15 protein-coding genes are annotated in these 14,279 nt (G+C 34.7%); 3 read left to right on the top strand and 12 right to left on the bottom strand.

Translation table 11 applies throughout. The features are described 5' to 3' along the window. The first annotated feature begins 44 nt into the window (after positions 1 to 44). Both asnS and AC6CHH_RS03565 read left to right on the top strand, forming a co-directional pair. Complete coding sequence (asnS, locus tag AC6CHH_RS03570; protein WP_498279812.1) at positions 45 to 1,490, top strand: asparagine--tRNA ligase; 1,446 nt, start codon at positions 45 to 47, stop codon at positions 1,488 to 1,490. 84 nt (positions 1,491 to 1,574) lie between these two features. Next, positions 1,575 to 2,195, top strand: a complete 621-nt coding sequence (locus AC6CHH_RS03565; RefSeq protein WP_498279810.1) for an L-threonylcarbamoyladenylate synthase — start codon at positions 1,575 to 1,577, stop codon at positions 2,193 to 2,195. Here AC6CHH_RS03565 and AC6CHH_RS03560 read toward each other — a convergent pair. The 8 genes from AC6CHH_RS03560 to tilS all read right to left on the bottom strand — a co-directional run bounded on the left by AC6CHH_RS03560 (position 2,184) and on the right by tilS (position 8,071). Beyond that, a complete protein-coding gene (locus AC6CHH_RS03560) occupies positions 2,184 to 2,633 on the bottom strand; it encodes an SRPBCC family protein (RefSeq protein WP_498279808.1) in 450 nt (149 codons plus the stop codon). The two genes, AC6CHH_RS03565 and AC6CHH_RS03560, sit on opposite strands and share 12 nt — an antisense overlap. A 285-nt stretch (positions 2,634 to 2,918) precedes the next feature. Beyond that, positions 2,919 to 3,476, bottom strand: a complete 558-nt coding sequence (locus AC6CHH_RS03555) for a Crp/Fnr family transcriptional regulator (protein WP_498279806.1) — start codon at positions 3,474 to 3,476, stop codon at positions 2,919 to 2,921. A 1-nt stretch (position 3,477) separates the two neighbouring features. Beyond that, a complete protein-coding gene (locus AC6CHH_RS03550; RefSeq protein ID WP_498279804.1) occupies positions 3,478 to 4,377 on the bottom strand; it encodes an EamA family transporter in 900 nt (299 codons plus the stop codon). A gap of 45 nt (positions 4,378 to 4,422) precedes the next feature. Continuing rightward, positions 4,423 to 4,737 (bottom strand): DciA family protein, encoded by a 315-nt coding sequence (locus AC6CHH_RS03545; protein WP_498279802.1) that lies wholly within the window; start codon positions 4,735 to 4,737, stop codon positions 4,423 to 4,425. Next, the gene (recF, locus tag AC6CHH_RS03540) at positions 4,724 to 5,833 is read right to left on the bottom strand and encodes a DNA replication/repair protein RecF (RefSeq protein WP_498279800.1); all 1,110 of its coding nucleotides are present in this window, start codon (positions 5,831 to 5,833) and stop codon (positions 4,724 to 4,726) included. Before recF ends, AC6CHH_RS03545 begins: the two co-directional genes overlap by 14 nt. 35 nt (positions 5,834 to 5,868) lie before the next feature. After that, positions 5,869 to 6,171 carry a DUF4834 family protein gene (locus tag AC6CHH_RS03535; protein ID WP_498279798.1) on the bottom strand — a complete coding sequence of 101 codons (303 nt, stop codon included), beginning with the start codon at positions 6,169 to 6,171 and terminating at the stop codon, positions 5,869 to 5,871. A gap of 83 nt (positions 6,172 to 6,254) precedes the next feature. Next, on the bottom strand, positions 6,255 to 6,740 hold the full coding sequence (locus AC6CHH_RS03530; RefSeq protein WP_498279796.1) for a hypothetical protein: 486 nt from the start codon (positions 6,738 to 6,740) through the stop codon (positions 6,255 to 6,257). 5 nt (positions 6,741 to 6,745) lie between these two features. Further along, complete coding sequence (gene tilS, locus AC6CHH_RS03525; protein WP_498279794.1) at positions 6,746 to 8,071, bottom strand: tRNA lysidine(34) synthetase TilS; 1,326 nt, start codon at positions 8,069 to 8,071, stop codon at positions 6,746 to 6,748. A gap of 96 nt (positions 8,072 to 8,167) precedes the next feature. On the opposite strand from tilS, the gene AC6CHH_RS03520 reads away from it, so the two are divergent. Further along, positions 8,168 to 10,594, top strand: coding sequence for an OstA-like protein (locus tag AC6CHH_RS03520; protein ID WP_498279792.1), 2,427 nt, complete (start codon positions 8,168 to 8,170; stop codon positions 10,592 to 10,594). An 87-nt stretch (positions 10,595 to 10,681) separates the two neighbouring features. Here AC6CHH_RS03520 and rdgB read toward each other — a convergent pair whose 3' ends face one another. The 4 genes from rdgB to AC6CHH_RS03500 form a co-directional block, all read right to left on the bottom strand. Further along, positions 10,682 to 11,257 carry an RdgB/HAM1 family non-canonical purine NTP pyrophosphatase gene (gene rdgB, locus AC6CHH_RS03515; protein WP_498279790.1) on the bottom strand — a complete coding sequence of 192 codons (576 nt, stop codon included), beginning with the start codon at positions 11,255 to 11,257 and terminating at the stop codon, positions 10,682 to 10,684. Between the two features lie 9 nt (positions 11,258 to 11,266). Beyond that, the gene (locus AC6CHH_RS03510) at positions 11,267 to 11,833 is read right to left on the bottom strand and encodes a hypothetical protein (RefSeq protein ID WP_498279788.1); all 567 of its coding nucleotides are present in this window, start codon (positions 11,831 to 11,833) and stop codon (positions 11,267 to 11,269) included. Between the two features lie 11 nt (positions 11,834 to 11,844). After that, on the bottom strand, positions 11,845 to 12,825 hold the full coding sequence (locus tag AC6CHH_RS03505; RefSeq protein ID WP_498279786.1) for a deoxyhypusine synthase family protein: 981 nt from the start codon (positions 12,823 to 12,825) through the stop codon (positions 11,845 to 11,847). 192 nt (positions 12,826 to 13,017) lie between these two features. Beyond that, positions 13,018 to 14,118: a mandelate racemase/muconate lactonizing enzyme family protein gene (locus tag AC6CHH_RS03500; protein WP_498279784.1), complete on the bottom strand. Its 1,101-nt coding sequence runs from the start codon at positions 14,116 to 14,118 to the stop codon at positions 13,018 to 13,020. Between the last annotated feature and the right edge of the window lie 161 nt (positions 14,119 to 14,279).

The following is a 14,279-nucleotide window of genomic DNA, read 5'->3' as shown; positions in this document are numbered from 1 at the left end:
TTTTGTATGCTGAGAAGTAAGCTATAAAAAATTTTTCGATCAAAATGGAACATACCCGAATTAAAGTACTCTTAAAATCAGAAGAGTTTGGAAAAGAAGTAATTGTTAAAGGATGGGTCCGAACCTTTCGCAACAATCAGTTCATTGCAATCAATGATGGTTCATCCATAAATAATATACAAGCAGTTATCGACTTTGAAAACACACCAGATGAAATTTTAAAACGCATTACCACCGGGGCTGCAGTGCGCATAAAAGGTCATTTGATAGAATCCCTAGGTAAGGGTCAGAAGGTAGAAGTAAAAGCTACAGAAGTTTCAATTATTGGCGACTCAGATCCAGATAAATTCCCACTTCAACCAAAGAAACATAGCTTAGAATTCTTGCGTGAAATTGCTCACTTACGTTTTCGTACGGGAACATTTAACGCTATTTTCAAAGTTCGTAATGCCCTCGCATTTGCTGTTAATAAATTCTTCAACGAAAGAGATTTCGTTTACATGCATACCCCGATCATCACAGGATCCGATGCAGAAGGTGCTGGAGAAATGTTCCGTGTCACTACCTTAGATTTAAATAATCTTCCAAGAACACCAGATGGAACAATCGATTTTAAAGAAGACTTCTTCGGAAAAACCACGAATTTAACAGTATCAGGACAATTAGAAGGTGAATTAGCGGCTTTGGCATTTGGAAATATTTACACTTTTGGACCAACCTTTCGTGCAGAAAACTCGAATACAACCCGCCACTTAGCGGAATTCTGGATGATTGAACCGGAAATGGCTTTCTATGAATTAGAAGATAACATGGATTTAGCAGAATCATTATTAAAATACGTGATTAGCTATGCCTTGGAAAACTGCCCAGAAGAAATTGAGTTTTTAAAAAATCGTTTATTAGAGGAAGAAAAAAATAAACCATTAGCTGAACGTTCTGAATTAAACTTGGTAGAAAAATTAAAATTCGTACAAGATAATGATTTCGAGCGTGTCACCTATACGGATGCCATTGAGATCCTTAAAAGGAGCAAACCAAATCAAAAGAAACAGTTCAAATATATTATTGAGGAATGGGGCGCTGATTTACAATCAGAGCACGAACGTTACTTAGTAGAAAAACATTTCAAAAAACCTGTTATTTTAACAGACTATCCTAGGGAAATAAAATCTTTCTATATGAAGCAAAATCCTGTTGATGCGAACGGAAGGAATACTGTGCGTGCAATGGACATTTTATTCCCAGGTATTGGCGAAATGGTGGGTGGCTCTCAACGTGAAGAGAACTTAGACAAATTAATCAACCGGATGAATGAGGTTGGAATTCCAGTTGAAGAAATGGAATGGTTCCTTGACACGAGGCGTTTTGGTTCTGTGCCACATTCAGGATTTGGAGTTGGGTTCGAACGTTTGGTTTTGTTTACAACAGGAATGACAAACATTCGAGATGTAATTCCTTTCCCGAGGACACCGAAAAACGCTGAATTTTAATAAAAAATATCTTAAAAAAAACCGTCAAAACAAACATATTTTGACGGTTTTTGTTTAATTAGTAACCAAGTTTAGATTTTGTAGATGTTCATTAAAATATATAACGAAAACCCCAACCCTCAAGCAATTTCACAAGCTGTTGCCATTTTAAAAAAAGGTGGAGTAATTATATATCCGACAGACACTGTTTATGGAATGGGTTGCGATATTACCAATCAAAAAGCGATTGAAAGAGTTTGCTCTATTCGTGGTTTAAAACCAGACAAGGCCAATCTTTCATTTATTTGCTATGATTTAACGGACATATCGACTTATACCAAACCTTTTGACACGGCCGTATTTCGGATACTCAAAAAAGCCTTACCTGGTCCATTCACTTTCATTTTTAATGCAAGTGGACAAGTACCAAAACTTTTAAGCAGTAAGAAAAAGACTGTAGGAATACGTGTTCCAGACAATAACATTGTTCGAGAAATAGTAAAAGAATTGGGCAATCCATTATTGACTACCTCAATTCATGATGAAGATGAAATTGTTGAATATTCCTCTGACCCTGAATTAATCTATGAAAAATATCAGGAAAAGGTAGATCTTGTGATCGATGGGGGTTATGGTGATAACATTGCTTCAACAGTTGTAGATTTAACCAACGGAGAATTTGAAATAATTCGTGAAGGGAAGGGCGATTTGGAATTATATCTTTAAATCATGAGTTTCAACCTTCGTTTTTAAAGCTAGATTAAATCCATTAAAGCTATCCAAGGTAGCTCCAAGAATCATTTTTCTTAGCAACGGGATCAATATGCCAGAAAACTTCTCTCCTTGAATTAGCAAAGTTTCTTTTTCTGTGATGACTTCCAACTTAAAATAATGTTCTCCGTCAAAAATTCCATCCAACCACAATTTCCCTTTCCATCTTATTTCCTTTTCTTTTTCAATATTAAGAAACAAAGGATTCATTTTGATTTTCATCTTTTCTCCTTGTTGAAATATTACCTTTGAGCGCCTACCCATTTCTGGCGTACCCTCAAATTCTTTAATACTGGGACTCCATTTTGGGTAATCTTGAAAATTAGCTAACACCTGCCAAACTTGACGAATATTTGCATTAATAGTTATTCTAGCTTCAATTTCTTCTTTCATTTTTTCCAGACTTATTAAACCATTAATTGGTTTATATATTTAGATCAAATGTAGATTGGAAATAACTAAAAAGAGTTGACTATTATCAAGAATTTAATAATTGACAGAAGAAATCCCCCATTATCATAGGGATGTGGGAGGAATCGAATGAGTATAATTCGGTAAGCAATCTAGATCAATTAACCCGCATAAATTTAAAGGTCATTCCAGTTATAACGAAAATCTAGCGAAAACAACTGTTATGTCTTTTTAAGCCTATTATCATGAATGTTAGGGTCAATGTCGCTATTTCTTTCTTATTCGGCTAAGAGTCTCAGGACTCATACCCAATACAGAAGCGATATATTGCAATGGGACATGATGGAACATGGGCTTATTTAACTCAAAAAATTTCATATAGCGCTCCTCAGCGGATAGCGATATGAAATCGAAAATTCTATTTTCCATCTGTACAAAACATTTAGCCATAAATCTTTTCTCAAATAGATTCCAATCCGGTATGTTCATTTCAAAATCCATATAGTCTTCCTTTGATAAAGTCCATAACCGCATAGGTGTAATCGCTTGAATGTTCCAAGAAGCATTTTGATCAAACAAAAAAGAAGCTAAATCGGTCACAAAGTATCCATTCCCACCGATCCATTGGGTAAATTCCTTTGTCTCGGTTAACTGATACACTCTACAATATCCGGATTCAATAAAACTCATTTTTGAGCATTTCTTTCCTTGTTCTAGAAATAAATCTCCTTTCTCCAATTTCTCTATTACCAATTTAGAGAGTATAATTTCCGCCTGGTTATCAGATACATCGAACAATTGAAACAATTGGTTTTTAAGATTCATCTTAATTCGTTTTTAAGAGAGGATTTCTTTTTCGTTCGTAAATATAGGAGACGTTGAAAATAACTACAGCAATAAAGATCAACCCAAATGCTATGATTTGAGGAATCTCGATAGCTTCATTATAATAAAAGATTGCCAATAAAAAACTAATGATTGGATTCAAATACATTAAAATCCCTACAACTGAAGAATCTAGTTCCTTTAAAGCGAAAATATTCAAAAATAGAGGTATAATGGTATAACCAATTGCAATAACTAGAATTAAAATATAAAACTCATTTGTTTTTAGAATCGAAGTATCAATAAATGCCAAAATTGGAAGCAGTAAAATAGTGCTTATCAAAATATGTATAGTTAAGGTAAAAAATCTATCAATTTGGAATTTATTTTTCTGTAAAATCATATATACTGCATAAGTTAGGGCTAATACCAGACTATATAGGAGATCAATAAAATGTCCATAAGAAAGAATTATACAACTCATTGCGCTAATGGTCACAGCAATCCACTGTCCACGGTTTAATCGCTCATGTAAAAAGAATCTTGCAATTACGGTCGTCAGTATCGGACAGATTAAGTATCCCAGAGAGGTTGCGTTCACACTAATGTTATTCATTATATAAATGAATATAAACCAATTCAAACCAAGTAATATAGCGCTAGCTAATACATTAACTATCAAAATATTTCTTTCCTTAACTTTCGTTGACTTAATGTACCTTAGGCTAGCTAGTGTTTGCTTTTTACGAAAAATAAAACAAGCTAACAATATGCAGAAAGAAGCGAATATTACTCGATAGATCAGAATGTCTAAAGCACCAAATGCATTTAATGGTCTTAAAACTAAAGGAAATGTTCCCCAAACAATAAAGCTCAGCAACGCTGATAAATAATATTTCATGGATAAGGCTTAGCTAAAAAAGTGATAACTAAAAGAGTGTGAAAACTATAAGATAATAAATTCCTCGACTACAACTTGGCCAACGTATTCATTGACACGACCGATAATTTGCCTTCGCATCATTGCAAGTTCATTTTTAATGACCGCAGACTCAACACGAACAAATAATTTTTTGTCCTTTATATATATTTGTTGTGTTCTGTTTGCTATTGCTTTACCTATAAGTTCGGGCCAAGCCTTAACCACTGATGTCTCATCGAATTTTTTTCGTAGGCGATAAACATCTAATAATTTATCAATAGCTTGTTTTATTGTTACATCATCACTCCTTCGAAAAGTATCATCATTATACTTCGCCATTTATTCGCCCTCCTTGAACATCAAATATACGAATAGGCTTGTCGATTTCTTGGAAAATTCTTTGAATTCTTTTTAGGTCAGTATCTGTTAAGAAGATCTGGCCAAACTCATCCTCGGAGACTAATTGCATTAACTTTTTTGTTCTGCGCTCATCTAACTTATCAAAAATATCATCCAATAAAAGAAGTGGCTTGAATTTCTTTTTATTTTTCAAAAAGGCATACTGAGCCAATTTCAAAGCAATAAGAAAGGACTTTTGTTGGCCTTGCGAACCAAATTTTTTCAAGGATAGTCCTTGATGAATGCTAAAATGTAAATCATCTTTATGAATACCGACAGTGGTTCTTTCTAGTTGGCGATCCTTATCCAAATTACTGTTAAGTAAGTCCATGAAATCACCATCTAACAATTGAGATTCATAAACCAAGTCAACCTGTTCTGACTCTTCTGAGAGAAACTTGTAATAACGCCTAAATTCAGGTAAAAATTCTTCCATGAAATCTTTCCTTTTATGAAAGATTCGGATACCAGCTTCAGTCAACTGCATATTTAGGATTTCTAAAAGTCCTAAATCAAAAACGCCGTTTTGTCTGATACTCTTCAATAAACTATTACGTTGCAATAAAATCCGATTATAGATTATCAAGTGGTCCAAATAATGATGATCTGTTTGAGAGATTACATTGTCAATAAACTTTCTTCGTTCCTCGCTTGTATCAAGAATAATAAAGCTATCGTTGGGCGATATCATGACTAAAGGGAATTGACCGATATGGTCCGCAAGCCGGCCGTATTCTTTTTTATTTTTTTTGAAAAGTTTTTTTTGATTTCGTTTTAAACTACAAGAGACGGTATCTAAACTTAAATCCCTATCAAACTCACCCTGCACCATAAACCAATCCTCTCCTGTTTTGATATGCTGAGAATCAATTGGATTGAAATAAGATTTACATAGTGATAAATAGTGAATTGCATCAAGAAGATTAGTTTTACCCGAACCATTTTGCCCTGTAAAAGCATTGGTTTGAGGTAAAAAATCCAAGGTAGAGTCTATATAATTCTTAAAATTTAAAACAGAAAGTTGTTTAAGCCACATAACAAACAAAGATATGTTATTTACTAAGCCAAAACCTATTTTACTTCTTCGAATTCAACAAATTCTCCAGCAGTTTGGGTACCTTTTTTTTCTGAACTTTGTTTAGGAGGCATGTATTCTACACGAATCTTACCATCAGTCTTTGTTTCTTTCTTCTTATATGTGGAGAATGGATCTCCATAATGTCGTTGTCCTGGACCTTCATTAGCATATTGCGCCTGTCCTTTCATCATCTTTTGCATCACTTTGCGCATGATGAAAGGCAAAAATAGCCGAATTCCAAATTTGAATAAGTAATAAAATAAAACTACCGATATAATAAAATATATAAATGTCATTGTCTTTCCTTTTTATCAAAAATAATAAAAATTTGAACTGAAATTCAAATCAAATTGTCAGGACAATCTCAATTAACAAAATTTTAATGTTTTCCCATAGCTTGACGGATCGCTACTAAAAACCGATCAGGATGCTGAGAACCAATCACATAGATGAGTCCATCCTTATCGGTCAACCAAATAGCATCTTTTCCTCCAGAAAAAAAGCGAATCTTACCATTCTTATGGAGATTATAAACAGGATTGTTAAAAAAATAGTTTGAATACCTCTTTTTTTCAACTTTTACAATTGAATTCAAATCTATTTTAACCAAGCTTGTTGTCCAAAGTCCACTCAAAATAATATGGGTTTGGCTGACTTGAGTACGGTAACTTACCATATAGAGCATCAATATGGATACCCCTAATATACAAACTCCAACAATAAAAAATAACTGTTGAGAAACTACGTGTTCCCAATTTATATAATAGGCAACAAAACAAAATAATGCCAAAATCAACCTTACACTAATCCAGGTCATATCACGGCCTAAGTACTGTTTTTCGTGAAATAGTGTATGTTCTTCCATAAACTTTATTTAAATACTAAAGTAACGACTTTCTTTGTATTTTCGGTCACTTTAAAGCGATTATCTAACCGAAAACCGATAATCCATATTACCTCCCCATCTCCATTAACCAGGATTGGGACATTTTGTTTCTGAAAGCGATTTACCTTTTGTTGAATAAAAAAATCCGAAATCTTTTTGCGCCCTCTCATCCCCAATGGGTTAAACCAGTCCCCTTGTTGCCAATTTCTTAAAATTAATGGGAATTTTAATTTCTGAAAATCAATTTGCACTCTATCCTTATCCTTTATTTTGTCCAGAGCATACTGATGATTAAAACTTAATTCATGATCACCAATATGGATGGACCTTTCAAGATTGGAAATTTCCAAATATGTGGAAACATAATCCTGCTTCTTTTTCAGAATCAACTCTTTCCTATTCACTAAAAGTTCAAAAGAAGGAGATTCAAACAACTGTCCCATCTCATTCGAAAAACTTGCGATCATATCTTTAATCACATTCTTTTGAAAACCATAGGGTTTAAAAAGTTCAAATAATAAATAAGGACTATGAGAGTGCTTCAGAAGTGATGATTGATTAATGAGTAGGTAATCCCCTTGTGGTATAAAAAGCTTATTTCGTAAATCGCAAACATATTCATGAATAAAACTATAGCTTTCCTGGAAATGTCGTATGTTTTGGGTTAAAATAGATTGAAAATCGGGTTGAATCTCTTCAAACTTTGGAATAACTTCTAACCTTATTTTATTACGAGCATATTTAGTTGAAAAATTGGATTGATCATCTCGATATGGAACATCTAAACGCTTCACCTCAGCGCCCAGTTCTTCTGCTGTCAAAAAAAGTAAGGGTCTGATAATAGTTCCTCGTTTAGCTTGAATACCGGTTAAACCCAACAGCCCTGTTGACCGAGTTAAATTTAGTAGCACAGTTTCAAGATGGTCATTCTGATGCTGAGCAATGGCAATTACTGAACAGCCTAATCTTTGTCTTAAGTCTTCAAACCAGGTATAGCGGAGCTCTCTTGCAGCCATCTGAATAGATAATTTATGTTTGGCAGCATACTGCAGGGTATCAAAATATTGAACATGAACCAAGAACCCTAATTCCTCAGCATATTCACGCACCAATACCTCATCAAGATCTGACTCTTTCCCCCTTAATTTAAAATTACAGTGTGCAATAATGCAGTCATAGCCCAACTCTTTAAACAAGGTGGCCATTAACATCGAGTCCTTACCTCCACTTACAGCAAGGAGAATCTTATCTCCAGAATGAACAAGATTTTCATCCTTGATGTAATTAGTTAAACGATCGGCGATGTACATAGTTCAAAAATACTCATAATTAATAATCTTCTACCTGAAGCATTAAAATTTATTGTTTAACAATTTTTTGCTAATTTATTGCATATTTTTGCCCTTGTGAGATACCTATTAATTTTGTTTCTAAGCATTTGTTGCTTCTTGTCTTTTGGTCAAACACCAGAAACCGCAGCTCAAGGTGAGCCTATGCGCCTGGTATCCTCATCTACGAGCAGATTTATAGATCAAAAAATATTAAGAAGTTACAATGCTGTCTATGAACATAAAGGTTCTACTCTTGCCGCTGATAGTGGAGATTTATACAAAGATGACATTGGAAATGAGTACTTTGAAGCACATGGTAATATTATTATAATTCAACCCTCCGGTTCCACAATTGAAGGAAGTCATCTACATTATGATGCTTCCTCTCAACATGCAGTCCTTACTCAGAATGTAAAAATGATCGATGGGGAGACAACCCTAACAACGAATTACATGACCTATAATATGCGCAACCAGCAGGGCACTTATACTGGTGGTGGTCGTATAGTGAGTAAGAGCGACACAATTACCTCTCAACGTGCATATTATTTTGAGAATACAAAAGATGCTTATTTTAACAATAAAGTTATCGTTCGTACCCCTAGTGCCATTATTTATACTGACTCCTTGCAATACAATACAATGTATAGGGATGCTAAATTTTTTGGCCCCACCAATATCAATGGTCGCAAAGGTGAAAAACTATACACTGAAAAAGGAACTTATAATACAGACTTTGGAATCGCTAAATTTAATAAAAACAATCTTTATACCGAAGGAAGTAAGTTCTTAAAAGGAGACAGTTTATTCTATGATAGAGATAAAGGAGTTGGTGAAGCTTTTAGAAATGTAATATTTGTAGACACATTAGATAAATTCTATGCCAACGGTGATTATGGCAAGTATTTACAAATTGATCAGTCTATTCTAATGACCGGTAAACCATTAATAAAATATTTAATTCGAAGCGACTCAACCCAACAACAACAAACTGATACGACAATTGACTCATTGAACCTCCAGCAGCCATTAAGCAAAAAAGATCAACAAAAACTTCAGAAGGAAAATGATCAAAAACAGCAGCCGCAGAAGGAAGTGTCCCAAGCAGATAAACCAACCAATGAACTAATCGATAGTACATCTACGGCCAAATTGGACACGCCAACTAAAGTGGATACAGCTTATATGACAGCAGATACATTATTCTCAAAAGTTATTTATGTTCGTGATTACAAACCGCTTGATCTTAAACTGGATCGAAATGGAGGACAGTTGGAAGAGGATAATGAGGTTGATTATGGCAGTATTGATGAAGTAGAATTATTTGACACGTCCGATTCAAGCAAACTACCTGCAGATTCTGCGGCTAAGGTGGAAATCAAGCAAACTATACCACAGAAGGATCGTGAAAAAGTTATTCAAAAAAAATCAAGTAAACCTATCACTAAAAAGCCACCTGAATACGACTCGGAAAACATTACCGCAATAAATAAAACAGATAGTATTCTTCGAAAAAATGCGGTTATGCCGACAGGATTGGAACCCGATAGTCTGATGAATAATGCACTCAAAACCGCACAAACTGCCGATACATTGCTCAAAGATTCAACTGAAATATATGCAGATACTGCCCGAACGCGGGTTGTGAAAGCCTATAATAATGTGCGTGTTTTTAAATCAGACCTTCAGGCTGTAGCCGACTCTGTTTATTATGGGATGGTAGATTCTATGTTTAGATTTATGGGATCGCCAATGATCTGGTCTGAAGGATCCCAAATTAATGCGGATACCATTTATATGCAAATTAAAAATGGTAAAATGGATAACGCTTTACTCAAAGAAAATGCATTTATGATCAATGCTGTATTGGACACAGTTAAGTTCAATCAATTAAAAGGTCGAAAAATTACTGCTTTTTTTGCAAACAATAATATTGAAAAGATTTTTGTTGATGGTAATGCTGAAAATTTGGTGTTTACAACAAACGATAAAACCAATACCATCACCGAAATGTTTCATGACAGAAGCAGCAGAATAAAAATAAGAATGGAGAATAAAAAAATTATAGATTACGTCTCCATTCGTAAAGTAGATCAAAAGATCTACCCTTTTAAATTAGTAACCCAAGAAAATGAGGTCCTTCCAGGTTTTCTCTGGAAACCTGAGGATCGTCCTAAGTCAGTTCAGGATATGCTAAATAGAAAACGTGCAAAATCCAAACCACTTGTTGAACCTGAAAATCTACAAGAGGGCGAACCAGACTCTACAGGGGTAGTTTCTGAACAAATAACCACCGAGAAGAAAATTGATGAAAATGAACTTGACGCTAAAAACCAAGGTTCTCAGCAAAATACGTCAATCATTCAAACCGATACTAAAAACAAGGAAAATATACCAATAAAGAAAACAGATAACTTGTTGACGCCTAGTCCGAGCACCCCCCATAAAACTGATAGTATTAAAACTCTAAAGGCTCCAATACTGCTTCCTGAAAAAAAATAAACTCTGGTCAATTGGATTCCCGAGGGATCAAATAAAAGGATGGAAAGAATACTAATTTAAAAAGTAAAGAAATGAAATTATTTCTAATTATTCTGTTTTTAGAAAAGCGACTAATTTAGCTATTGCTTGAGCTCGATGGCTAATTTTATTTTTTTCTTCCAAGCTCATTTCTGCAAAAGTTTTATCAAAACCATCAGGTATAAATATAGGATCGTAGCCAAAACCTTCAACCCCAATTCTTTTATCAATAATATTTCCCTCGATAATACCCTCAAAAAAATAGTGTTCCCCATTCATAAATTGCAAAGAAATCACTGTTTTAAATCTAGCTTTACGATTAAGCGAATCACCCAATTTTTCCAACACAAGATCGATGTTTTTCTCCATATCCCTACTTCCTGAATATCTAGCTGAGAATACACCAGGTTCTGCATTTAACGCTTCTACTTCTAGTCCAGAATCATCTGCAAAGCAATTCACCTGAAATTTTTCAAATAAGTAATCTGATTTCTGTTTAGCATTCGCCTGAAAGGTGTTCCCTGTTTCTGGAATATCATCAAAACATCCAATATCAGACAGAGATTTAAGGATAATTTTTTTTCCAACCATGTGTTGAACCTCCTGAAGTTTATGTACATTATTTGTTGCAAAAACTAATTCCATTTTGATTTTTTATGATGGGATAAAAACCTTGAACTCTCCCCAGAACATCTTTTTCTTTTGCAAATCATCGAACATCTGTTCAAAACTGAAGGTATTAAAAACAGTCGCAATTTTTCCTTTCATATAGGAGTTATGGGCAATTTCAGGGAGACCTAAAGACTTAGGTTCAACACCTAAAAGAATGATTTTTTTTGGCTGAAAGTACTCCATTATTCGCTTCCATATATTTGGATTGTGTGGATTTGCAAGATTTACAACAGCAACATTACTCGCATTTAGTTGTAAAGCTCCAATAGTTTTTAAAAAAGCATCTTCCGCTTTTGGGGAAAAGTAAGGGTATTCAGGATAGCGAAGGATAAATAAAATTCCTGTGGATTTATCCCCTTGATAAATAAACTCCTCTGCAGTATTTGATGGCTCTTCTTGCAGAGGAGAATTTGTAAGTATATTGGAATTGGTTTGTACAGCTGATTTGTGGTTTTGCTCAATAGCAAATACAGTCTCAGACATTAAAGTCTGAATGGCTATCGGATTATCTGTAATTAAATTACTTTTCAACACCTTGCTATCGTCCAATTCTTTTATTATTATTGACCTAATACCCAGGCAAAAATTAATGGGGCAACTATAGTTGCGTCTGATTCAACAATAAACTTAGGAGACTCAGTGTCAAGTTTTCCCCAAGTAATTTTTTCATTTGGAACTGCTCCTGAATACGATCCATAAGATGTAGTTGAATCTGATATTTGGCAAAAGTAAGACCAAAAAGGAACATCATGCCATTCTAAATCCTGGTACATCATCGGAACTACACAAATAGGAAAATCTCCTGCAATACCACCTCCGATTTGAAAGAAACCAACACCTTTTCCTGAAGAGTTTGCTCTGTACCATTCTGTCAAGTAGATCATGTACTCAATCCCGGTCTTTACAGTATGGACATTTAATTCTCCTTTAATAACATACGAAGTAAAAATATTGCCGGAAGTTGAATCTTCCCATCCAGGTACTACAATAGGAATGTTTTTTTCAGCTGCTGCTAAAACCCAAGAATTCTTTGGATCTATTTCATAATATTGTTCAAGATCTCCCGAAAGAAGGATTTGATAGAGAAATTCATGAGGAAAATAACGTTCACCCTTCTCTTGCGCGTCTTTCCAAGCTTTCTCTAAGTGAGACTGTAAGCGTCTAAATGCTTCTTCTTCAGGGATACAAGTATCTGTAACACGATTGTAGTGATTCTCCAAAAGTTCCCATTCATCTTGTGGAGTAAGATCTCGATAATTGGGTACGCGCTTGTAATGTGAGTGTGCTACTAAATTCATTACATCCTCTTCCAAATTTGCTCCTGTACAAGAAATAATGGCCACTTTATCCTGACGGATCATTTCGGCTAATGAAATCCCTAATTCAGCAGTACTCATCGCACCAGCTAATGAAACCAACATTTTACCCCCTTGGGCTAAATGGGTTTCGTAACCTTTTGCAGCATCAACTAATGAGGCAGCATTAAAATGAAGATAGTTCTTCTCAATAAATTGAGAAATAGGTCCTCTTTGTGTACTCATATTAAATCTGATATATATTCACAAAGTTACTCAAAAATTCAATAATACCTTGGCTAAACACATTTACTTTCTCTTTAGAAGTTTTGAAAATAGATACCCAAAGAAGATCAAAATTAGCACAAGGATAACCAGAATAATTATCTCATTTGTCCCCAAATTCCATCCGTCTTTATTCAGCATAATGTTATTTTTTTATGAAATTACCCATTTTTCACAGCTTTCTAAAAATGTAGGATGAATATCTGCCCCAATTCCTAATCCAGGAGTTAATTTAATAGCATACCCATCATAAATCACCCCTCCAATTACTGGGTCTTCAAGATGTCCAACCAAACAAGTGTCCAGATCAAAGAATTTAACGTTAGGGGCTGCGTATGCAAAATGTGTTTTAGCAGCTAAGGCCAAGCGGCTCTCCAGCATACCTCCTATCATACAAGGAATATTGAATTCTTTAGCAACAGCTTGTATCTTTAAAGATTCCGAAATTCCAGAAGATTTCGAAAACTTAATATTAATATAATCACAACCATCCGTGCGACATAATCGTTCAGCATCATGATGATCGTATACTGATTCATCAGCCATAATTGGAACAATCGTTTGACTTCTTAATTGCGCAAGTAAATGATCATTGTAGGTTCGCATGGGTTGCTCACAAAACTGTATTTTTAATGATTCGAGACCTTGCAATGCTTCTATAGCCTGGTCGTAGCTCCAACCTTGATTGGCATCTATACGAACAGGAATATCAAATCCTACCGCTGTTCGAATTGCTCGCATTCTTTCGATATCCTCTTTGGGATCCTTTCCCAATTTCACTTTTAAGGCCACTGCCCCATTTTGATGCAATTCCTTTGCTTTGGAAGCCATTATATGCGCCTCAGCTATACCTATAGTTATGTCGGTAAATATTTCCCTTGGCTCTCCTCCCAAAAATTGATAAAGCGGTAGTCCTGCCTGTTTCGCCGCCAAATCATACAAAGCCATATCAAAGGCTGATTTCACAGTGCCATTCCTTGCAATAAATAGATGTAGTTCATCAAGTCGTTCTTGAATTTTCAGTGGATTTTTACCTATCCAAACTTTAGCCATTTCTTGCGCAACAGCGATGCAGCTATTTTGCGTTTCGCCGACTATCATAGGGAAGGCAGAACATTCTCCCACGCCATACAATCCTTCGTCTGTAACCACTCTAATGAACGTATTTTGTGCATATTCCATTACCCCAGTAGCAATGACAAAAGGCTCCATCGGAATGCTCAACTTGTAGATCTCTATTTCTTTAATGACCATAATTAATTTGTTGGAAAAACCAAAGTAACGAATGAAATTTCATTTTTACACAAAACCAGCGAAACAAATACGATTTCCCTCAATAATGAAATAAAAAATTACATTAACCATAATATATCTTTACTTTTTTTATTATAATTTCAATTTTTTAGAGATTTTAT

The sequence above is a fragment of the Sphingobacterium sp. GQ94 genome (genome assembly GCF_059758715.1).
Note: the sequence above shows the minus strand (reverse complement) of the source record. Positions and strands in the feature narration are given on the sequence as shown.

Bases quoted from the DNA above. Each gene is read 5' to 3' on its own strand.
- recF (WP_498279800.1), bottom strand. From the start codon at position 5,833: ATGTGGCTTAAACAACTTTCTGTTTTAAATTTTAAGAATTATATAGAC.
- AC6CHH_RS03535 (WP_498279798.1), bottom strand. From the start codon at position 6,171: ATGACATTTATATATTTTATTATATCGGTAGTTTTATTTTATTACTTA.
- AC6CHH_RS03555 (WP_498279806.1), bottom strand. From the start codon at position 3,476: ATGAATCTTAAAAACCAATTGTTTCAATTGTTCGATGTATCTGATAAC.
- AC6CHH_RS03500 (WP_498279784.1), bottom strand. From the start codon at position 14,118: ATGGTCATTAAAGAAATAGAGATCTACAAGTTGAGCATTCCGATGGAG.
- AC6CHH_RS03530 (WP_498279796.1), bottom strand. From the start codon at position 6,740: ATGGAAGAACATACACTATTTCACGAAAAACAGTACTTAGGCCGTGAT.
- AC6CHH_RS03560 (WP_498279808.1), bottom strand. From the start codon at position 2,633: ATGAAAGAAGAAATTGAAGCTAGAATAACTATTAATGCAAATATTCGT.
- AC6CHH_RS03505 (WP_498279786.1), bottom strand. From the start codon at position 12,825: ATGAGTACACAAAGAGGACCTATTTCTCAATTTATTGAGAAGAACTAT.
- AC6CHH_RS03545 (WP_498279802.1), bottom strand. From the start codon at position 4,737: ATGGCGAAGTATAATGATGATACTTTTCGAAGGAGTGATGATGTAACA.
- rdgB (WP_498279790.1), bottom strand. From the start codon at position 11,257: ATGGAATTAGTTTTTGCAACAAATAATGTACATAAACTTCAGGAGGTT.
- AC6CHH_RS03565 (WP_498279810.1), top strand. From the start codon at position 1,575: ATGTTCATTAAAATATATAACGAAAACCCCAACCCTCAAGCAATTTCA.
- tilS (WP_498279794.1), bottom strand. From the start codon at position 8,071: ATGTACATCGCCGATCGTTTAACTAATTACATCAAGGATGAAAATCTT.
- AC6CHH_RS03550 (WP_498279804.1), bottom strand. From the start codon at position 4,377: ATGAAATATTATTTATCAGCGTTGCTGAGCTTTATTGTTTGGGGAACA.
- asnS (WP_498279812.1), top strand. From the start codon at position 45: ATGGAACATACCCGAATTAAAGTACTCTTAAAATCAGAAGAGTTTGGA.